Raw genomic sequence first — 20,842 nt, forward strand, 5'->3', positions numbered from 1 at the left:
CAAGAGACGATTGGGTTGATAGGCCGGGGATGGAAGCGCGGTAACGTGTGGAGTCGACCGGTACTAATAGGCCGAGTGGCTTGAACACACTGAGCGTTCAAACCAATCGCTGCTGTTCGAGATGTTCGCGTCCCTGTGTGGTTCCCAGAAAACAACTGGGTTCCGTACATGTGAATACTGAGCTTTAACGGCTCGGACGAGACTTGCCAACCCTTGCGGGGGTTGTGCGTTGATCGTTCGGTGGTTATGGCGAGGGGGAAACACCCGGTCCCATCCCGAACCCGGTAGTTAAGCCCCTCAGCGCCGATGGTACTGCATGGGAGACTGTGTGGGAGAGTAGGACGCCGCCGGACTTATATTGGGTGGGGCCCGCCACATTGTGGCGGGCCCCACTCCTTTTTTGTGTGTTTGTGTTGGGGGAGGCCCCGCCATTTTCGTGGCGGGGCCTTTTTGTTTTTGTAGCGGAACATTGTTCAAAGCAGCGTGGGTTGGGGTGCGGCTGCGGGGAAGCAGCACGTCGAAGCTGTCCCGGAGCGCCAGGCGCACGCGCGGCTTGCGGCGGACGTGGCGCCGGTGCCATCCCACAAGAGCCACAGCGGCAGGCGATCTTCGGGTGGCCTTCGGGTCGGGCTGCGTCGAGTGCTGCTTGGTGGTCGGGTGGGGCGTATGGACGCATGATGGGAAGCTCTCGAACGAAGCGCTGCTTCCAGAGGGGTGGAACGAATACTGTTCCTTGCATGACGGAGGAGAGTCTGCCGGAGCGGCGGCCTGCACTGAGGGTGTCGCACGAGGAACGGGATCGGGTCGCCGAGCAGCTGAGGGTCGCCGCCGGGGATGGCCGGCTGACCCTCGAGGAGCTGGATGAGCGGCTTGAACGGGCGCTCGGGGCACGGACTGAGGCCGACCTCGCCGCCCTGGTGACGGACCTTCCAGCCCCTCTCGCCGAGGCGGGGCCGGTGCCTGTGGCGAAGGCCAAGGATCTCGTGCGGATCGAGGTCGGCAGCAGCAGCGTGTCGCGCGAAGGTGAGTGGGTGGTGCCGCGGGCGATGGATGTTTCCGTCCGTAGCGGCACTGTGAAGCTGGATCTGACGTCGGCCGTCATCAGCCACGGTGTCCTGCGGATCACCACCGAGGTCAAGAGCGGCACCCTGACGATCGTGACCCGTCCTGGGATCGTGGTGGACGCCGATGAGGTCGGGGTGAAGAGCGGATCGGTGAAGATTCGCGTCCCGCGGGCGGGGAGAGAGCCTGTTCCGGAGACGTTCCTTCGGGTGGAGATCGTTGGATCCGTGCGTAGCGGGAGCATTCTGGCGCGGCCGCCGCGGCGCGGATTCTTCAAGTGGCTGTTCCGACGTCCTCCCAAGTACTGATGCGGGGCGGGGAGCTGTCGGCGCACCCGGATCGGGTGCGCTGGAACGCGAAGTACGAGGCGGCCGGCGAGCCGGAGTTCGCACCACATTCGCTTGTGGAATGGGCGTTCGCGAGGGAGATTCCGGACGGGCCGGTTCTGGATCTGGCGTGTGGGCCGTCGGGTAGCGCACTGCGGTTCGCGGCGGATGGGCGGGCGGTGACGGCCGTCGACGTGTCTGAGGTCGCTTTGGGATGGTTGCGCGAGGAGGCACAGCGGCGGGTGTTGGAAGGGCGCGTGACGCTCGTCCAGGCGGATCTTGTGACGTGGCGACCGCCTGTCGACGATGTGTACGCGGTCGTGCTTTGTACCGGTTACTGGGACGAGCCTCTCTTTAGGGCGGCGGTCGAGGCCGTCCAGCCGGGTGGGCTCGTTCTGTGGGAGGCGTTCACTGAGGAGGCTCGGATCCGCCGACCCGGCCTGCCGCCCGAGTGGTGCCTCAGCGAGGGCGAACCGGCGTCCCTTCTCTCGGATCGGTTCTCGATCCTTCTTGAGCGAGATCTCCCTGACCAGGCGAAACGGAGGTTCGCCGCGCGCTCTGCGTGATCGGGGGGAACAAAATCGCGGATGCACCCCAACGTTCTGTGTCTGTCAGCCGTTTTTCAGGGTGACGACGTTGAGGCGGAGGGTGCATGGCTGTCTGGGCTCAGACCATGGCCGCGCTCGCGGATCGGCGGGGCGCGGCGTTGAAGCGATACGCGTTCCTCTTGTGCGGTGATGACGCCGAGGCGGACGACCTGGTGCAAGAGGCGCTGGTGCGTGCGTTCGCGCGCCCCGGTCATCGGACGGAGGACGAAGCCGAGGCGTACGTTCGGCGCATCATGCTCAACCGCTTTCTGGACGCCAAGCGCAGCGGGCGGGTCTGGAGAAGGGTGAGCCCTCTGCTTCACCGTCGGGACTACGTGCCGGATGCGTCCGGGCAGGTCGTGGTGAACGCGGATGTGCGTGCGGCATTGGCCCGGCTGTCACCACGACAACGTGCGTGCGCGGTGCTGCGCTATTACGAGGACCTGACCGTCGCCCAGATCGCGGCCGAGTTGGGCTGCCGCGAAGGCTCGGTCAAGCGCTACCTGAGCGAGGCGCACCAGCGCCTGGCCGAGCTGCTGGGCGACGGCGAAGCCGCGCATGGGGGACGAACGGAGGTGGCTGCGCGCGGCACACACGCGCAGGCTTCTTCGGCGGCGAGGAAGTAGGGGGAGAATCATGGAGTCGAAGCTCGAAGAGATCCTGGCGCGTCGCATCAGCGACCTGGCGGACGAGGCACATCCCCTGTCGGTCGGCTCGGAAGAACTGACCAGGCGGGTTCGGCGGCGCAGGCGCGCGCGGAACACGACCCTCGTCGTCGCGGCAGGGGCGGCGGCCGCGACCGCGGTGGGGATCCCGCAGATCTGGGCGGCGACCCGTCCGGCCGGGAACCCCGGCACGACCGGTTCCACCTCTCCGGAGACCTTGGTCGCCGTCGCACCGCCGTCCTGGGTCAACGCGCCCCCGAAGTACTGCGGCGCCGCTAGGCAGGCCAGCCCGACGACGCCCGAGCCCGGTAGCTCCGGTCCGCCCGACCAGGCCGCCCTCGCCCGTGCCGCCGGGACCATCGAGAATGCCATCGGCGGTGGCAAAGCCGTCATCAAGGGCGGACGCCGGCCTGGCTCGCTGGAGCGCTGGTACGCGGGCATTTCCATCGACACCGCCTGGCGCAAGGTCACGGTCTACCGAATCCCGAACGGCCGCCTGGACAAGGCCGTGTGCAGTGCCGTCCACGACGTGACCGTGGAGATTCGCGGGGCCTACAGGAACGAGACCGACGCGGACCGGATCGTCACGCGGATCATCGGTCAGCCCAAACACTCTGACTTCGAGATTTTCGGCGTCGGTCGGCTACCGGACGGGCGCATCGATGTCGGCACCGACCACCCCGCTGAAGCCGCGAAGGCTCTGTCCCGCTACGGCCCCGGCATCGTCACCCACCAGTCGGGCCGCTCCGAACCCCTCCAAGGCCGCTTCCTCGGCCCCCCAAGTCCTGGTCTGGCTCACAACCCGGCCCCCACCACCCCGCAAACCACCCCGAGCTGATCGCCGACATGCCAGCCAGCCAGAGCCAACGAACCGACCAGCATCAGCCCAAACCGCTTCGGAGGGCTTGCTGCACGAGCACCGGTCGATGGGGGAGACGTGGGGCGTGGTTGGCTGGGCGGCACTCGGGCAAGAGGACTACGCGGGAGTCGACGGAACCATCCATGCGCGCCAGGCCCCGAGAACCCACGTTGCCTCCGCGCACCGCTGCCTTGCAGCTTCAAGCATGCCGGCTACGCGGGCACGCCCCTTCGAGACGGCTTTCGGGCCAGCCACCCATGCGACTGACGAGGCGACTCGCCACCTCGACCGGCGGCCACGGGCACCATGATGAGGACCCGCAGAGCCTCTCCGTGCTTCGGTGGCCGGGGCGGGTCCTGCGCCACCGCGGCCCTCGGGGGCGAGCGCAGCCGCGCCCGCCATGGCTCGCCGTTGCCGAGCCATCTCCGAGCCATCTCTGAACCGTTGCCGCGCTGTTGTTGCGGCGTCGTGCTGCCTCGCTGGGTTCGGCGACGACGGGTGTCCCTGTTCCCCGGCTCACGGTCTGCGGGTGCGGGGAGACGTGCTTAGGCCCTACGTGCTTAGGCCCTACGTGCTTAGGCCTGTGGGGGTGGAACGATCCGTCGCACCATCGGGTCATCGCACCATCGGGTCATCGCGCCGCGAATGCCCGTGCGCGGGGCCCCAACACCACCCCGGTTCCGGGAGGAAATCCTCCTGAACCGGGACGGCTGTGGCGAACGCCGGTCCGTCCCCGGACCACCTGCTCCAGGCATCCGGTTCGGCCTCGCCACGTGCTCCCGCCACGCGACCGGCGCGCCCAGCTCCCAGGCTCTCTTCGAATTGATCCGAGGCAGGCAGGGCTGCGCCCTTGTGGGCGATGTGGGTTCTGCGGCCCTGCGGCAAGGGCGGGCTGGGGGGAGTCTGAGGCGCCGGTTCGTGCGTGGACGTCCCCTGGGGAGGCGGGGGGAGGTCACGGTGGTTGCGCCGTGCGCTCGACCTATCCGGTGGAGCGGTCTGGCTCGAGGCGGTGTGGGGGGTGGGGTTAGGAGACGGGGGAGGGGAGGAGGGAGGTCCAGTAGCGCTGGGCTATGGGAGGGAGGGGGGTTTGGCGGCCGCTCTGGAAGACGGTGAGGGTGCCGGTGGGGGCGGCCTCCGGGATGGGGGTCTCGTTGAGGCGGCGGAGGGTCTGGGTGGCTAGGGCTGAGGCGGAGCTGAAGAGTTCGGGGGAGGAGGGGAAGGCGGCGGCGATCTGGGGGGCGATCAGTTCGTAGTGGGTGCAGCCCAGGACGACGTGCTTGACGTCGTCGGGGGTGGCGCGGACGGCGGTGTCGATGGCGGTGCGGAGGCGGCTCGGGTCGCCGGAGTCGACGGCGTCGGCGAGGCCGGGGCAGGCGACGCGGTGGACGGGGACGTCCGGGGCGAAGCGGCGGATCAGGTCGGCCTGGTAGGCGCTGTGCGTGGTGGCGGCGGTCGCCCACACGGCGACGGGGACGCCCGCCGAGGCGGCGGGCTTGATCGCCGGGACGGTGCCGATCACGGGGACGGCGGGTTCGAACGCCAGGCGCAGGGTGGGGAGGGCGTGGACGGTGGCGGTGTTGCAGGCCACGATCAGCGCGTCGGGCTCGGTCGCGGCGGCCGCGCCGGCGCAGGCGAGGGCCCGGTCGGTGATCTCTTCCGGCGGGCGCGGGCCCCAGGGGGCGCCGTCCGGGTCCCAGGAGAGGACCAGGTCGGCGTCCGGGCGGACGCGGCGGACGGCCGCGGCGGCGGCGAGCAGGCCGAAGCCGGAGTCGATGAGAGCGATGCGCATGCGGGCCTCAGGATTCGAGTTCGGCCAGGTAGGCGGCGGCTTCAGGAAGGTCGTCCTCGCTGAATACCCGGATTCCGGCCGAGGTGAGCAGGGCCGCTGTGACGCCCATCCCGGGGACCTGGGTGCCGCTGAAGGTGCCGTCGTAGACGCGGTGGCTTCCGCAGGACGGGCTGGACTCCTTCAGGATCGCGATCCGGGTCCCGGCTCGGCGCGCGGTTTCGAGGGCGATCTGGGCCCCTCGCAGGAACTCCTCCGTGACGTCCTCGCCGGAGGCGGTCATGATCTGCGGCCCCTGGGTGGAGCGTTCCGGTTCCCGGCCGGCGCCCATCAGTTCGGCCGGGGGGCGGGGGACGGGGAGGCCGCCGGAGATCTCGGGGCATACGGGGACGAGGCGGCCCTCGGCGCGCCAGCGCTCGAAAAGGTCGTCCGATACGGGCTTGGCCGTGGCGTCGTAACGCACCGGCCGCCCCAACAGGCAGGAACTCACCAATATCCGCTCCACGGACAACAGCCTAGGAGGTCGGTGTGAAGCGATGTGTCTTGCGTCTCACGGGAGACCGGCGAATAGTTGAGGACACCCCCCGTTCCAAGGGAGTACGGCATGGTCCTACTCGGCCGCCCCCTTCCCGAGGCGCCCCCGCGGCGGCGGCACGCCCGGGGATCGGTCCTGGTGTCTTGGATCACGACCACCGACCACAAGGTGATCGGGCACCTCTATCTCATCACCTCGTTCGTGTTCTTCCTCCTCGCGGGCCTGATGGCGATGGTGATCCGGGCGGAGCTGTTCTCGCCCGGACAGCAGATCGTCAGCAACGAGCAGTACAACCAGCTGTTCACCATGCACGGGACGGTCATGCTGCTGCTGTTCGCGACCCCGCTGTTCGTGGGGTTCGCGAACGAGATCATGCCGTTGCAGATCGGCGCGCCGGACGTGGCGTTCCCGCGGATGAACATGCTGAGCTACTGGTTCTTCCTGTTCGGCGGGATCATCGTGATGCTGTCGTTCGTGACGCCGGGCGGGTCGGCCGCGTTCGGCTGGACGGCGTACTCGCCGCTGACCAGCTCCATCCGGTCCCCGGGCCTCGGCGGCGACATGTGGATCATGGGGCTGGCGCTGTCCGGGTTCGGGACGATCCTCGGCGCGGTCAACTTCATCACCACGATCATCGGGATGCGCGCGCCCGGCATGACGATGTTCCGGCTGCCGATCTTCACCTGGAACACCCTGCTCACCAGCCTGCTGATCCTGCTGGCGTTTCCGGTGCTGGCGGCGGCGCTGCTGGTGCTGGAGGCCGACCGGCGGTTCGGCGCGCACGTGTTCGACGCGGACGTCGGCGGGGCGCTGACCTGGCAGCACCTGTTCTGGTTCTTCGGCCATCCCGAGGTGTACATCATCGCGCTGCCGTTCTTCGGGATCATCACCGAGATCATCCCGGTGTTCAGCCGCAAACCGCTGTTCGGCTACTTCGGCATGGTCGCCGCGACGATCGGGATCGCGGGTCTGTCGATGGCGGTGTGGGCGCACCACATGTTCACCACCGGGCAGGTGCTGCTGCCGTTCTTCTCGTTCATGACGTACCTGATCGCGGTGCCGACGGGCGTGAAGTTCTTCAACTGGGTCGGGACGATGTGGCGGGGCAACCTCACCTTCGAGACGCCCATGCTCTGGGCGATCGGATTCCTGGTGACGTTCCTGTTCGGCGGGCTGACCGGGATCATCCTGGCGTCGCCGCCGCTGGACTTCCAGCTCCAGGACTCCTACTTCGTCGTCGCGCACTTCCACTACGTGGTGTTCGGGACGGTCGTGTTCGCGATGTTCGGCGGCTTCTACTTCTGGTGGCCGAAGTTCACCGGGACGATGCTGAACGAGACCCTCGGCAAGATCCACTTCTGGACGCTGTTCGTCGGGTTCCACACCACCTTCCTCGTCCAGCACTGGCTGGGCGCGGAGGGCCTGCCCCGCCGGTACGCGGACTACCCCAAGGAGTTCACCGGGCTGAACCGCGTCTCGAGCATCGGCGCGTTCCTGCTCGGCGCCTCCACCCTGTTCTTCCTCTACAACGTCTATGTCACCTGGAGGCATGGAAAGCGTGTCGACGTGGACGACCCTTGGGGATACGGCAATTCCCTGGAATGGGCCACGTCCTGTCCCCCGCCGCGGCACAACTTCGCGGCGATCCCGCGCATCCGCTCGGAGCGTCCCGCGTTCGACCTGCACTATCCCAAGCTGCCGGCGGAGGCCGCGCCCGAGCACGCTCCGGAGCCCGAGGGCTAGCGGAAGTCCGGGACCGGCCACCGGTTCCGTTCCGCGACCCATAGATCACGCTGCGTCTACATTGCTGCGCATGGAGCAATGCAACCAGCCGGTCCGGCGTGACTGGGCGGCCTGGCATGACGCTTACGACGAGCCGGGATCGGCGTTGTCGCGGCGGCTGTGGACCGTTCAGCAGCGCCTCCGCGAGGCCGTGGACGCCGCGCCGCAGGGCCGGATCCGGGCGATCAGCTTATGCGCGGGTCAGGGCCGTGACCTGATCGGCGCCCTGCGCGACCATCCGCGCCGTGACGACCTGGCCGGACGGCTCGTCGAGCTGGATCCGGCGAACGTCCGCCGGGCGGGCGCGGCGGCCCGGGACGCCGGGCTCAAGCGGGTGTCGGCGGTGGTCGGCGACGCGTCCCGCACCGACGCCTACGCGGGGGCCGTGCCGGCGAACGTGGTGCTGGTGTGCGGGGTGTTCGGCAACATCGCGGACGTCGACATCGAGCGCACCATCGGCCACCTGCCGCAGTTGTGCGCGCCCGGCGCGTCCGTCGTGTGGACCCGCAACCGCCAGCCGCCCGACGTGACCCCGCGCATCAGGGAGTGGTTCGCCGAGCACGACTTCGAGGAACGCTGGATCTCCCCGCCCGAGGAGAGCGCCTACGGCGTGGGCATGCACCGTTTCACCGGGACGCCCCAGCCCCTCCGGCGCGGCGGCCAGATGTTCACGTTCGTCGGGTACGACGTGCTCCGCAAGGGGCGTCCTTGGCCTGAATGACCACTGTCTCCCCCTGAGAATCGGCCGCCGATCAGACCGCCTCTCCCGCTGAGAACGGCCCGGTCCGGCCGCCGTCCCTGTCCGTATCCCCATTGATCGAATTCGTCGACCGGTCCCGTTTCGCAGGTTCCGCGCTTGTGGGACGGGGCCTCACCTGTGGGAACGGCACTCGAGCCCGTGACGGTGGCGCGTTGTCGTGACGTCCGTGGGACGGGACGTGGTGCGGGATCCGTTTCCCGGATTAAGGATCCGGGTCGTATTCGCCGGGCTACAATCAGCGACTGACAGCGGTCCGTGAGCACCGCGTTGCTCACGGATGACGTCCACGACGAACGGCGTCCCCTCCCCATGGCCTGGATTCGTCACTTCCTCTGTGTCGACCCCGCCGCGTGCCTTCCGCTCGCCGCGCTGCTGGTCGTCGCCGCGGCCGACCTGTGCCTGCCCGGCGGCGGCTCGGTGATCGGCCTGCTCATCGCCGTGCCGGTGCTGGCCGGGCTGCGGCCGTCCTCGACGCGGTTCGTCGTGGTGACCGGCGCGGCCACGCTCGCGACCCTCGGCGTCCTCGAGACATCGATGATCTCCGATGACCTGCTGCGATTCGGGGCCGTGATCGGCGGTGTGCTCGGCACGACCGCGATGATGGCGGTCGCGGCCCGGAGCCGTGAGCGCAGCGACCACGCGCAGGCCGACCTGCGCGCGATCACCGACACCATGCGCCGGGCCGTGCTGCGTCCCGCGCCGTACTGGACCGGCGGGGTGCGCACTCGCGTCCGCTACCTCGCGGACGCGGGGGAGGCGGGGCTCGGCGGCGACCTGTACTCGGTGATGGAGACCTCCTACGGTGTCCGCGTCATCGTCGGAGACGTGCGGGGCAAGGGCCTGGCCGCGGTCGAGCAGGCCGCGGACGTGCTCGGCGCGTTCCGCGAGCTGGCGCACAACGAGCCGACGCTGACCGGCGTGGCGCTGCGCCTCGACGGGTTCCTCGCCCGCCGCGGCGGCGCGGAGGACTTCGTCACCGCGCTGCTCGTCCAGATCCCGCCGGGCGGCGACGCGGCGGAAGTGGTCAACTGCGGGCATCCGCCGCCGCTGCTGCTGTCCCTCGACGGGGCGTCGACGTTCGTGGACGCGCTGCCGCCCGCGCCGCCGCTCGGCCTGATCGCGCTCGCGGGCGACGCGTGCCCGCCGGGTCCGCTCCCCCTGCCGTCCGGTGGGGGACATCTGCTGCTCTACACGGACGGCGTGACCGAATCCCGTGATGCCGCCGGCCGTTTCTACCCGCTCGCGGAACGCGCCGCCGCGCTCGTCCACCCGGATCCGGACGTCCTGCTGGACGCGTTGGAGGCGGATCTCCACACGCACGCGGGCGGCCGTCTCCAGGACGACGCCACGCTCCTGTCCCTCGACGTCGACCCCGTTTCGACGCCGCGCCCGTGTGGTGGGGACGATCCCGGTTCGGCGCGGCCTCCGTGTGGTGGGGACGATCTGGCGCACGCGCCTCGCCGGACGAGCGACCTCGCGCATGAGCCCGCGGACGGCTGCTGATTCCCTGCGTTCCGCCTGTGTCCGTCTCCTGCGGCATGCGGTGATGTCCGAGTGGCAGGGCGTCCGGAATTCCGGAGAAACGTCTCTCGCGGCGAAGCGTGTTCGAGGGGCGTGAGGGGCGGGCGCGCCATGGCGCGAGGCGTGGTGCTGCGGTACGGCCTTGTGATCAGGCGTGTCGTGGCGGCGGGGTTCAGCGTGCTCGGTATCCGGGGCGGGTGCGACTTCTGTGGCGCGGGGTGGAGACGGTGACTTGTGGATCGATCCAGGGTCGCGCAACGGGCGGGGGTGGGGGATAACGGGTGGGGGGACGTCGGAGGGGGTGTGCTGTGGGAGGTGACGGTGTTCCAGGATGACCGCTCGTCGCTGGTGCGGGTCGGGTTGGTGGATCGGGTGCGCGAGCTCGCCACCGTTCGGGAACAGATCGGGCACGGACGGCCGGTGACGCTCACCGGTGTCGGTGGCGTGGGGAAGACACGGCTGGCGCTGCGGGCGGCGCAGGAGCTGCGGGTGTTCTTCCCGGACGGCACGTGGTTCGTCCGGATCGACGAGATCCGGCATCCGGCGCTGCTGGCGCACGGGGTGACGGCGGCCATGGGGGTCGTCGACCAGCCCGGGCGCGCACCGGCGGACGTCCTGCTCGACTTCCTCGCGGGCCGGAAGGCGCTGCTCGTGCTCGACGGGTGCGAGCACCTGCGGGAAGCGGTCGGCGAGCTGATCGGGACGCTCCGGAAGGGGGCTCCCGGTGTCCGGTTCATCGCGACCGCGCGGCAGGGGCTCGCGATGCCGGAGGAGTACCGGCTGGTCGTCCGGCCGCTGCCGGTGCCGACGGAGGCGGACTGTGAACGTCCGGTGTTCCATCCCGCCGACCTGCGCAGGCTCGCCGAGGTCGAGTCGGTCCGGCTGTTCGTGTTGCGGGCCGCGGAGGCCGTGCCCGGGTTCGCGCTGACCGCCGGGAACGCGCCGCAGGTGGCGCGGCTGTGCCGGAGGCTGGACGGGATCCCGTTCGCGATCGAGCTCGCCGCCGTCCGGATGCGGGAGATGCCGCTGGAGGAGGTGCTCGGACGGCTCCGCGACCGGTTCGCGGTGCTCGGTGCGGCGCGTCCTGGTCTGCCCCGGCATCAGACGCTGCGTACCGCGATCGGGTGGAGTCACGAGCTGTGCACGCCGGCCGAACGGCTGCTGTGGGCGCGCCTCTCGGTCTTCGAGGGCGGGTTCGACGCGGACGCCGCGAGCGCCGTGTGCGCCGACGAGCGGCTGCCCGCCGGGACCGTGTGCGCGCTGCTCGCGGGCCTGGTGGACAAGTCCATCCTGTACCTGGGCGATCACGACGACGGGACGCGGTACCGGCTGCTGGACACCGTCCGGGAGTACGGGCTCGGCTGGCTGCGGCTTCTCGGCGAGGAGCAGCTGATGCGGCGCCGTCATCGTGATCACTATCTGGTCGTCGCGCGCCGGGCCGACCGGGACTGGTTCGGCGCGCACCAGTTCGCCCTGTACCGGGGGCTTCTCGCCGACCTGGGGAACTTCCGCGGCGCGCTGACCTATGAGGGCGTCGGAGAGGCGGATCGGCGGGCGGGGCTGGAGTTGGCCGCGGCGCTGTGGCCCTTGTGGATCGTCCGGGGGCTGACGCGTGAGGGCCGGTACCACCTGGAACGGCTTCTGGCGGACGAGCCGCCGCCGGGCCCCGAACGCGCCCGCGCCCGCTGCCATCTGGCCTGGGTCGCGTTCGCCCGCGCGGACGTCGAGGTCGCGTGCGAGACGGCCGAGGTCGCCCGCGCGGAGGCCCTCGACCACGGCGACCACCTGCTCGCGCTGCGCGCCCGCGTGATCGCCTGCATCGCGGCCGGGACGGGCGGGAATCTGCCGGGGCCTGCGGACGCGCCGCCTCCGGTGCCGGGCGTGTCGGGTGGCGGGTGGAAGGTCGACGGCGGTTCAGCCCGTCCGGAGGCGGATCCGCAGGACGATGCAAGGGAAGCAGGTCCGCAGGGTGGTGCAAGGGAAGTGGGGCCGCGGGACGCCGTGGGGGAGGCGGGTCGGCGGGATGCGGTGAGGCGGGTGGGGGCTCGGGATGCGGCGCGGGAGGCGGCGCATGTGCTGAGCGGGACGCTGGACGATGTCCTCTCGGCTCGTGCGGGGCGTCCGGACGATCTCGACCCGCTGCTCGCGCTCGGGGTGATCGGGTTGCTGCTCGACCGCTGCGGCGAGCTCGACCGGGCCGCCGACCTGCTCGTCCGGGCGGTGGAGCTGTGCGCGGGGCACGGTGACCTGTGGTGGTGGTCGCACCTGGACTGGATCCTGGCGCGGGTGGAGCTCCGGCGGGACCGTCCGGAGGAGGCGTCCGGGCGGGCGCGCGCGGCGCTCGCGGTCAAGCTGGAGTTCCAGGACGCGATGGGCGCGGCGTTGCAGCTGGAGGTGCTCGCGGCGGCGGCCGTCGCGCTCGGCGGCCCGGCCCGCGCGGCCCGCCTTCACGGCGTCGCCGCGGCGGTGCTGCACACCGCGACCACGCCGGGTCTGTCCATCCTGGCGCTCGGCGACATCCACGACGAGGCCGAACGCGCCGCTCGTGACCGGCTCGGTGACGCCGCCTACGAACACGAACGCGACGCCGGAGCCGTCCTCGACCAGGAGGCGGCCGTCGCCTACGCGTTGGCCCCCGACGCCCGCGAACCCTGACCCGCGCGCACGAGGTCCAGGGTCGAATGGCGCGTCAGGCTGGGAGAGTGCCCGTCCGGTAGGGGACGGGCACTCGGTTTCAGCGCTTCTTGTCGGCGAGGACCTTGCTGACGGCGAACTGGGCCACGCGGACGGCGGCGGAGGGGTTGAGGCGCGCGCCGCGCCAGGCGGCCCGGCCGGAGGCGGGGGCGACGATGAGGGCCTGGTTGCGCTGGATGCCGCGGATGATGTCGCGGGCCAGCTTCTCGGCGGTGTAGAGGCGGGGGGACGCCTTCTGGATGTCGTCCTTGGCGTTGCCGGACAGCGGGGTCGCCGGGAGGCCCGGGTTGACGTTGCTGAGCAGCGGGGTGTCGACGAAGGACGGGCAGACGACGCTGACCTTGACGCCGCGGGTGGCGGCCTCGGCGCGCAGGCCGAGGGAGAGGCCGACGACGGCGTGCTTGGTCGCGGTGTAGGGGATGCCGATGGGCATCGGGACGAGGCCGGCCAGCGAGGCGGTGTTCACGATGTGGCCGGAGCCCTGCTCGAGCATGATCGGGTAGGCCGCGTGGACGCCGTGGACGACGCCCTTGAGGTTGATGTCGATCGCCCGGTTCCAGTGGTCGAGGGTCAGCTCCTCGGCGAGGCCGCCGATGGCGATGCCCGCGTTGTTGAAGACCAGGTCGAGCGTGCCGTGCTCGGCCTTGACGCCCTGGTAGAGCTCGGCGACGGCGTCGGCGTCGGTGACGTCGAGGCGGGCGGCGGTGGCCTTGCCCCGGCCGAGGGTGTTGAGCCGTCCGGCGACGTACTCGGCGCCTTCGGCGTTGATGTCGGTGACCACGACGGTGTCGCCGCGGGACACCAGGGCGGTGGCGACCGCCCGTCCGATGCCGGACGCGCCGCCGGTCACGATCGCAATGCTCATCGTCGCTGCTCCGCTCGATGTCAGGGGGCTCGGGGGCCGGGGGAGCGCCGGGCCGCGGGACCGGCCCGCAGGGGGGAGTGCGGCCGGTCCCGCGGTGGCTAATTGGATGGTTGGTTCAATAAAGCTGGCGGCAGTCTAGCCAGCCGCCGCGGGCCGCCGCGCGGGGCCCCCGGGTTCGGCCCGGTCACCGCCGGCCCGGTCACTGCCGGCTCTGTCACGGTCGGCCCGGTGACCACCCGTCGGGGCGCCGCCGGTCGGGGCGCCGAGTTCGTAGGACGCCGGGTCCAGGCGGCGGGTGCGCAGCCAGTAGTTCGCGGTGGACGCGGGCCAGGCGGCCCGGTTCACCCCGTCGCGGTCCAGGTACCAGGACGTGCAGCCGCCCGCGACCCAGACCGCGCCCGCCGACCTGCGCTGGACCCACGCGTTGAACCGGTCCTGCGTGCCGCGCCGGACGGCGATCGACGCCGAGCCGGTCGCGTCCAGCAGGCGCAGGCACTGGAGCGCGTGCCGGACCTGCGCCTCGATGATGAAGATCATCGAGTTGTGGCCGAGTCCGGAGTTCGGGCCGAGCAGCAGGAACAGGTTCGGGAAGCCCGCGACGGTGACGCCGAGGTGCGCCTCGACGCCGTCCCGCCAGGCGTCCTGGATCCGCAGGCCGCCCCGGCCGACGATGTGCGCGTGCTCGAACGCGTCGGTGACGTGGAAGCCGGTGCCGAGGACGATCGCGTCGACCTCGTGCTCCCGGCCGTCCTCCGTCACGATCGAGCCCGCCCGGACCTCCCGGATCCCCGACGTGGTCAGTTCCACGTCGGGCCTGGTCAGCGCCGGGTAGTAGTCGCTGGACACGAGCGTCCGCTTGCAGCCCATCGTGTAGTCGGGGGTCAGCTCGCGGCGCAGTCCGGGGTCCGGGACCTGGCGGGCCAGGTGCGCCTTGGCGAGCGTCGAGGCGATCTTCAGCAGCCGCGGGTTCTCGAACCCGAGGACGAAGCTCTCCTGGAGCAGGTAGATGCCGTTCCGGTAGATGCGCTGGACGCCGGGGACACGCCGGAACAGCGTCCGCTCGACACCGGTGAGGGGACGGTCCGGCTTCGGCAGGATCCATGGCGGCGTCCGCTGGAACACCGTCAGGTGCCCGGTCCGCCGGGCGATCCTCGGGACGAACTGGATCGCGGACGCGCCCGTCCCGATCACCGCGACGCGCTTGCCGGTGAGGTCGTAGTCGTGGTCCCACTCGGCGGAGTGGAAGACCTTCCCCGCGAAGGACGCCAGGCCGGGAAGGTCCGGGACGTTCGGCTGATGCAGGGGGCCCATCGCGGACACGAGGGCCCGCCCGCGGACGGTCTCGTCGCCGTCGTCGACCAGGACGTTCCAGGTGGCGGTGTCGTCGTCGTACTCCGCTCCGACCGCCTCGGTGTTGAACCGGATGTGCTGGAGCAGGTCGTACTTGTCGACGATGTCCTTGATGTACTGGAGCAGCTCGCGCTGCTTCGGGAACATCCGGGACCAGTCGGATTTGGGCTCGAACGAGTAGGAGTAGAGCAGCGACATGATGTCGCAGGCGCAGCCCGGGTAGGTGTTCTCCCGCCAGGTGCCGCCGACCTCGTCCGCCTTCTCGAGGATGACGAAGTCGTGCACGCCCGCCTTCTTCAGGCCGATCGCCATGCACAGGCCGGAGAATCCCGTCCCGATGATGACGACCTTGTACGCGCCGCCTGGACCGGCCGCCGGCGTGACCGTCCGATGCGTGACCGTCCGATGCGGGACGTCGGTGCCGGGGGCGGGGTGGGCGTGGGCCACGGTCAGGCCGTCCTCGCGGTGCGGCGGGACGGCTTCTCGTCCGGCAGCTCACGGCGCCGTCCGGGCTCGTCCCAGATGCCGAACGCCTTCCAGATGCGCTTGTTCAGCGGGGTGATGACGTCCAGCTCGGCCATGAGGTCGCGGATCTTGCCGACCGAGTTGGCGATCTCCGCCTTCGCGACCGGGCTCTGGTACGCCTCGCGGACGACGTCCTTGGGGATGTTGAAGTGCCGCACCATCGGGCCGGGCGGGGCCAGCATGATCCGCGCCATCACGCCCAGCACGATCGGCGTCGCGATGCCGAGCACGCGGCGGCGCGCCTTCGCCATCCGCGGGATCCGGTGCTTGAGGTAGTGCCGGGCGAACGAGATGTGCCGGGCCTCCTCGGCGATGTGGATCCGCATGATGGTCTCTTCGAGGGGGTGCTTGATGTGCCCGCCCTTGAGCGACTTGCGCTGCACGTAGTCGATCGGGTCCTCGCCGCCGAGCACGAAGATGAAGAACATCTCGGTGCTGATCAGCGGGATCCAGGGGGCCGCCTGCGCGACGACCGTGAGGGACCGCGGCATGCCCTTGATCGGGAGCTTCGTCCGGTTCACGAACTCCTGGAACATCATGCCGTGATGACATTCCTCGGTCGTCTCGTGGTAGACGTACCGGAACTCCGGACGGCCGTTCGGCAGCCAGTACGCGAAGTTCAGCAGGCCGCGCTTCAGCAGGTTCTCGAACTGCAGGCCGATCTTCATCGCGGTCGCGACCCGCCACAGCCCGATCTGGGACCGGATCTCCGGCGGCTGCGAGCGGTACCACTCCGTCCGGCCGAGCCGGTCGAAGTCGGGCAGGACGAAGCGGGGGTCGTTCCGGTCCACCTGGAAGTCCGGGTCGTCCCAGGGGATGTCCGCGTACGCCTCCCAGTGCTTGTCCACCGACGCCTTGTTCAGGCGGTCGATGACGCTCAGGTAGGACTTGCGGTCCTTGACCTGCTCGCGGACTTCGTCGGCCAGGTCGGTGGGGGCCTTGGTCATGATCGTGCTCCCTCGGGGGTCAGGGGGTCGGCGGTTCCCGAGTCGGTGTCCTCCGGGACCTCGGGCGCGGGCGGGACGTCCGCGCGGGTGTCCGAGACGTCCGGAGTGTCCGGGGTGGGTGAGGCGGGCGGGGCCGGCGGGGCGGGGATGATCAGGCTGGCGACGCTCTTGACCTGTGCCAGGACGGCCTTCTGGTGGCCCTCGGCGTCGCCGTCCAGCGCGTGCTGGACCGACAGGCCGACGAACATCGCGAACACGGCGCGCAGCATGGTCGGGACGGCGTCGTCCGGGACGTTGGTCGTCGGGAAGAGCCGTCCGAACGTCTCCAGGATGACCTGGAGGATGCGCTCGTTCAGGTCGCGGCAGAGCGGGCGGAGCTCGTCGTCGGTGCGCGCGGCGACCGTGAGCTCGAGCAGTGCCCGGGCGGGACGGCCGCGGAACACCTCCCAGAGCAGGTCGAGCGCGCCCTCCACGTTGCGCCGCTCGGGCGGCAGCACCGCGAACGCGGTCTCGTAGGCGAAGCGCTGCCGCTCCAGCAGGTGCTCCAGCGCGGCCGCCACCAGGACCATCTTGGTCGGGTAGTGGTGCTGCTGGGCGCCCCGGGACACGCCCGCGCGCCGTGCCACCTCGGTCGTGGACGTGCCCGACCAGCCGAGGTCGGCCAGGCATTCCATGGTGGCGTCGAGCAGGCGCGTCCGCGTCCGGGATCGGCGCTCCTCCTGCGTGCGGCGGTCTCCGGACCTGCGGCGGGAGTGGCGTCGGCGAGTACTTACTGACACGTTTCCGACGGTACGGACGCACTTACAAGCAATCAAGCCTGCTTGTATGTTGCCCGCATCACAATTGGACGCCGCGTCCAATCGATCTCCTACGCCCGGCGCGGTACGCCGGGGCCCGCGCCTGCTCCGGGGGGCGCACCCCGCAAGCCGCTCCACGCCGGACGACGCGGAGGCCGTCCACGCGGACCATCGACGCCATGACGAAGAGCACAGAGAAGCACGCCGGGACGCCGGGCGGCGCGACGACCGCCGACGGGGGCGCCCGGACCGCCGACACGGAGGCGCGGAATGTCGACGCGGAGGCGCGGAAGGGCGATGCGGAGGCGCGGAAGGGCGATGCGGAGGCGCGGAAGGGCGATGCGGAGGCGCGGACCGGTGACGGAGGCGCGCGGACCGAGCGGCTGACCAAGGTGTACGGGACGGGCACGACCGCCGTCCGGGCGCTGGACGAGGTGACCGTGACCCTGCCCGGCGGCCGCTTCACCGCGATCATGGGGCCGTCCGGCGCGGGCAAGTCGACGCTGATGCACTGCGTGGCGGGCCTGGACGCGCCGACGTCCGGGCGGGTGTTCGTCGGCGGCGTCGACCTCGGTGCGCTGCCGGACGCGAAACTGACCCGGATGCGCCGCGAACGCGTCGGGTTCGTGTTCCAGGCGTTCAACCTGCTGCCGACGCTGACCGCGCGGGACAACATCCTGCTGCCCACGACGCTCGCCGGGACGCGTCCCGACGGCGAGTGGTTCGACACCGTCGTCCGCACGCTCGGCCTCGGAGAACGCCTCGGGCACCGGCCCTCGCAGCTGTCCGGCGGGCAGCAGCAGCGGGTCGCGCTGGCCCGCGCACTGATCACCCGCCCGGAGATCGTGTTCGCGGACGAACCGACCGGCAACCTGGACTCGCACACCGGCGCGGAGGTCCTGACGCTGCTCCGCCGCTCCGTCGATGATCTCGGGCAGACCGTCGCGATGGTCACCCACGACCCGGCCGCCGCCGCGCGCGCGGACTCGGTGATCTTCTTCGCCGACGGCCGCGTCGTGGACGTCATGGACGCGCCGACCCCCGGCCTCGTCCTGGACCGCATGCGCGACCTGGGCGGTGCGGCGTGATCGGGCTGGCCTTCCGGGAACTGTGGGGACGGCGCCGCCGCCTCACGTCGTCCCTGGTCGCGGTGTTCCTCGGCGTCGCGTTCCTCACCGGGACGCTCGCGCTCGGCGACACGCTCTCGCGCGCGATCGACCGGTACTACGCGAACTCCAACGGCCACACCGACGTGATGATCCGGAACGCGACGCAGGTCAGCAAGTCGCCGGGGGACCTGCCGGGCGAGATCGACGGGGCCGTCCTGGCCCGGGTGAAGGGCGTGCCGGGCGTCGCGGACGCGCAGCCGGTGATCCAGGGGTCCGGGCAGCCGCTCGGCCGGGACGGGAAGGTCATCCCGGAGCGCGGCCCGCGCATCGCCGGGAACTGGATCGAGGACCCGCGGCTCAACGCGTACCGGATCACGCAGGGACGCGCGCCGCGCGCGCCCGACGAGGTCGTGATCAACAAACGCGCCGCGGACCACGGGAAGCTCCGCGTCGGTGACCGGACCGTCGTCCTCACCCCCGAGCGGGTGCCGGTCACGGTCGTCGGGATCAGCATGTTCGGCAAGGATCCGGCGTTCGGCGAGACCGCGTTCACGGCGTTCAGCCTGGAGGGCGCGCAGCGGTACGTGGCGCACGGCACCGGCCGCCTGACCGGGGTGGCCCTGCGCGCCGCGCCGGGCGTCGGGCAGGGCGAACTCGCCGCGCGCGCCTCCCGCGTGCTGCCCGCCGGAACCGAGGCGATCACCGGGAAGGCGCTGGTCGCAGAGGGGATCGGGCAGGTCCGGGACGTCTTCGTGAAGACCTTCCAGACGGCGCTCGGAGCGTTCGGCGCGGTCGCGCTGCTGGTCGCCGCGTTCTCCATCCACAACACGTTCACGATCACGCTCGCCCAGCGGACGCGCGAGTCGGCGCTGCTGCGCGCGGTCGGCGCGAGCCGCCGCCAGCTCGCGGGGCTCGTCGGCGCGGAGGCCCTGGTGGTCGGCGGGCTCGCCACCGCCGCCGGGATCGCGGGCGGCGCCGGCTGCGCCTTCCTGCTGAAACTGGTGTTCAGCGGGTTCGGCATGGGCCTGGACGCGCAGGGCGTCGTGCTCACCGCGCGGACCGTGCTGATCGCCGCGCCGGTCGGGCTCGTCGTCACGCTGCTGGCGGTGCTCGGGCCGGCCGTCCGCGCCGTGCGGATCCCGCCGATCGCCGCGATGCGGGAGTCCGCGGCCGAGCCCGCGGGAGTGTCGGAGACGCGTGTCATCGTGGGATCGGTGGTCGCGGCCGTCGGGATCGGGGCGGTGGTCTTCGGCGCGGTCATCGGGCGCGGGGCGTGGACGGGCGTCGGCGCGCTGATGTCGCTGGCCGCGATGGTGGTGCTGGGGCCGGTCGTGGCCCGTCCGGCCGCGACGCTCATCGGCATGCCCGCGGCCAGGTTCCGCGGCGTGTCCGGACGGCTCGCCCGCGAGAACGCCGTCCGGTCCCCGCGCCGCACCGCGGGCGCCGCGACCGCGCTGATGATCGGGGTCGGCGTGGTGACGCTGCTCACGGTCTTCGCCGGGTCGCTGCGGGCCTCCCTGGCGGACGGCGTCGCGGGGTCCTTCCGGTCCGGGCTGGTCGTGAACGGCGGCACCAACGAGACCGGCGGGTTCGAGCCGTCGCTGGCGACGCAGGCCGCGTCCCTGCCGCAGATCGCGACCGCCGTGGGGCTGGGGAAGGGCGCCGCCCGGGTGGACGGGCACGCCGCGACGGTCGGCGTCGCCGACCCGGCGCTGCTCGGGCGCGTCCTGAGCCTGGACGTGACGTCCGGCACCCTCCCCTCCGACCCCGCGTCCGCCGGAAGCACTCCGGCGGCCGCAGGAAGTGGTTCGGCGGCGGCCGGAGGCGGGGCGGCGGTGCTGGCGGTGGGGAAGAAGGTCGCCGACCAGCGGAAATGGAAGGTCGGGACGGTGGTGACGGTCACGTTCTCGGACGGTTCGCGCGTGCCGATGACGGTCGCCGCGATCTACAAGCGCACCGACCTGTCCGGGGAGTACCTCGTCCCGCGGACGGCGTGGGCGGCGCACAACCGGCGTCCGCTCGACACCGCGGTGTTCGCCACGTCGAAGCAGGGCGTGTCCGAGGCGGACGCCCGGGCGGCGCTCACCTCGCTCGTGCGGTCGTACGGCGCCCCGGAGGTCCAGAACCGGTCCGAGTACGTCACCGCCCAGACCAAGCAGATGAACGCGTTCCTCGGGATCGTGTACGTGATGCTGGCCCTCGCGATCCTGATCGCCCTGCTGGGGATCGCGAACACGCTCGCCCTGTCGGTCCACGAGCGGACGCGGGAGCTGGGGCTGCTCCGCGCCGTCGGGGCGACCCGCGGGCAGGTCCGGGCCATGATCCGCTGGGAGTCGCTCATCGTGTCGCTGTTCGGCACGGCGGGCGGCGCGGGGTTCGGCCTCTTCCTCGGCTGGGCCCTGGTCAGCGCGCTGTCGGACCCGTTCTCTGTCCCGGTCGTCCCACTCGTGGTGATCTTGCTGGTGGGCGCCGTCGCGGGCGTCCTGGCCGCGCTGCGGCCCGCGCGGCGCGCGGCCAGGCTGCCCGCGCTCACCGCCGTGGCCTCTGGATGAGACCGTCCTGCCGTCCGCCCTGGACTTACCGGGGCGGACGGCACCGGCCCCTCGTGCGCGTGGGGGCGCCTGGGATCTGGCCACCCAGGGCCCCAGGGCGCATAAGGGGACGGTGCGGCG

General features: G+C 71.3%; 16 protein-coding genes and 2 rRNA genes. 12 read left to right on the forward strand and 6 right to left on the reverse strand.

Annotated features, from left to right (window positions below):
• The 6 genes from EBO15_RS25865 to EBO15_RS25890 all read left to right on the forward strand — a co-directional run.
• Positions 1-88: ribosomal RNA gene (locus tag EBO15_RS25865) — 23S ribosomal RNA — on the forward strand; the annotation flags it as partial.
• Positions 89-236: 148 nt separating this feature from the next.
• A 5S ribosomal RNA gene (gene rrf / locus EBO15_RS25870) occupies positions 237-353 on the forward strand.
• A gap of 384 nt (positions 354-737) precedes the next feature.
• Positions 738-1,370 carry a DUF1707 SHOCT-like domain-containing protein gene (locus tag EBO15_RS25875; RefSeq protein ID WP_122197045.1) on the forward strand — a complete coding sequence of 211 codons (633 nt, stop codon included), beginning with the start codon at positions 738-740 and terminating at the stop codon, positions 1,368-1,370.
• Positions 1,340-1,954 (forward strand): class I SAM-dependent methyltransferase, encoded by a 615-nt coding sequence (locus EBO15_RS25880; protein WP_199744812.1) that lies wholly within the window; start codon positions 1,340-1,342, stop codon positions 1,952-1,954. Before EBO15_RS25875 ends, EBO15_RS25880 begins: the two co-directional genes overlap by 31 nt.
• An 86-nt stretch (positions 1,955-2,040) precedes the next feature.
• Positions 2,041-2,601, forward strand: coding sequence for an RNA polymerase sigma factor (locus EBO15_RS25885; RefSeq protein ID WP_122197047.1), 561 nt, complete (start codon positions 2,041-2,043; stop codon positions 2,599-2,601).
• 10 nt (positions 2,602-2,611) lie between these two features.
• Entirely contained in the window at positions 2,612-3,478 is an 867-nt protein-coding gene (locus EBO15_RS25890; RefSeq protein WP_122197048.1) for a hypothetical protein, read from the forward strand.
• Positions 3,479-4,523: 1,045 nt separating this feature from the next.
• On the opposite strand, the gene EBO15_RS25895 is transcribed toward EBO15_RS25890, so the two are convergent.
• Both EBO15_RS25895 and EBO15_RS25900 read right to left on the reverse strand, forming a co-directional pair.
• On the reverse strand, positions 4,524-5,288 hold the full coding sequence (locus EBO15_RS25895; protein WP_122197049.1) for a glutamate racemase: 765 nt from the start codon (positions 5,286-5,288) through the stop codon (positions 4,524-4,526).
• A 7-nt stretch (positions 5,289-5,295) separates the two neighbouring features.
• Complete coding sequence (locus EBO15_RS25900; RefSeq protein ID WP_122197050.1) at positions 5,296-5,790, reverse strand: DUF523 domain-containing protein; 495 nt, start codon at positions 5,788-5,790, stop codon at positions 5,296-5,298.
• A 99-nt stretch (positions 5,791-5,889) separates the two neighbouring features.
• Between EBO15_RS25900 and ctaD the strand changes: the two genes are divergently transcribed.
• The 4 genes from ctaD to EBO15_RS25920 all read left to right on the forward strand — a co-directional run bounded on the left by ctaD (position 5,890) and on the right by EBO15_RS25920 (position 12,538).
• A complete protein-coding gene (ctaD, locus tag EBO15_RS25905) occupies positions 5,890-7,563 on the forward strand; it encodes an aa3-type cytochrome oxidase subunit I (protein ID WP_122197051.1) in 1,674 nt (557 codons plus the stop codon).
• Positions 7,564-7,633: 70 nt separating this feature from the next.
• A complete protein-coding gene (locus EBO15_RS25910; protein ID WP_122197052.1) occupies positions 7,634-8,323 on the forward strand; it encodes a class I SAM-dependent methyltransferase family protein in 690 nt (229 codons plus the stop codon).
• Between the two features lie 294 nt (positions 8,324-8,617).
• Positions 8,618-9,865: a PP2C family protein-serine/threonine phosphatase gene (locus EBO15_RS25915; RefSeq protein ID WP_147481647.1), complete on the forward strand. Its 1,248-nt coding sequence runs from the start codon at positions 8,618-8,620 to the stop codon at positions 9,863-9,865.
• A 339-nt stretch (positions 9,866-10,204) separates the two neighbouring features.
• Positions 10,205-12,538, forward strand: a complete 2,334-nt coding sequence (locus EBO15_RS25920) for an ATP-binding protein (protein WP_147481648.1) — start codon at positions 10,205-10,207, stop codon at positions 12,536-12,538.
• A 79-nt stretch (positions 12,539-12,617) separates the two neighbouring features.
• Here EBO15_RS25920 and EBO15_RS25925 read toward each other — a convergent pair whose 3' ends face one another.
• The 4 genes from EBO15_RS25925 to EBO15_RS25940 form a co-directional block, all read right to left on the reverse strand.
• Positions 12,618-13,442: an SDR family NAD(P)-dependent oxidoreductase gene (locus EBO15_RS25925; RefSeq protein ID WP_122197055.1), complete on the reverse strand. Its 825-nt coding sequence runs from the start codon at positions 13,440-13,442 to the stop codon at positions 12,618-12,620.
• Between the two features lie 135 nt (positions 13,443-13,577).
• Entirely contained in the window at positions 13,578-15,134 is a 1,557-nt protein-coding gene (locus EBO15_RS25930; protein WP_267898434.1) for a flavin-containing monooxygenase, read from the reverse strand.
• Positions 15,135-15,241: 107 nt separating this feature from the next.
• The gene (locus tag EBO15_RS25935; RefSeq protein ID WP_122197056.1) at positions 15,242-16,264 is read right to left on the reverse strand and encodes an AurF N-oxygenase family protein; all 1,023 of its coding nucleotides are present in this window, start codon (positions 16,262-16,264) and stop codon (positions 15,242-15,244) included.
• Positions 16,261-17,043, reverse strand: a complete 783-nt coding sequence (locus tag EBO15_RS25940) for a TetR/AcrR family transcriptional regulator (RefSeq protein ID WP_233616437.1) — start codon at positions 17,041-17,043, stop codon at positions 16,261-16,263. The genes EBO15_RS25935 and EBO15_RS25940 overlap by 4 nt, the downstream gene beginning before the upstream one ends.
• 197 nt (positions 17,044-17,240) lie before the next feature.
• Between EBO15_RS25940 and EBO15_RS25945 the strand changes: the two genes are divergently transcribed.
• Together EBO15_RS25945 and EBO15_RS25950 are read left to right on the forward strand one after the other, a co-directional pair.
• A complete protein-coding gene (locus EBO15_RS25945; RefSeq protein ID WP_122197058.1) occupies positions 17,241-18,149 on the forward strand; it encodes an ABC transporter ATP-binding protein in 909 nt (302 codons plus the stop codon).
• Positions 18,146-20,722: an ABC transporter permease gene (locus tag EBO15_RS25950; protein WP_122197059.1), complete on the forward strand. Its 2,577-nt coding sequence runs from the start codon at positions 18,146-18,148 to the stop codon at positions 20,720-20,722. The genes EBO15_RS25945 and EBO15_RS25950 overlap by 4 nt, the downstream gene beginning before the upstream one ends.
• Positions 20,723-20,842 lie beyond the last annotated feature (120 nt).

The organism is Actinomadura harenae (genome assembly GCF_003696215.1).
Taxonomy (GTDB): Bacteria; Actinomycetota; Actinomycetes; order Streptosporangiales; family Streptosporangiaceae; genus Spirillospora; species Spirillospora harenae.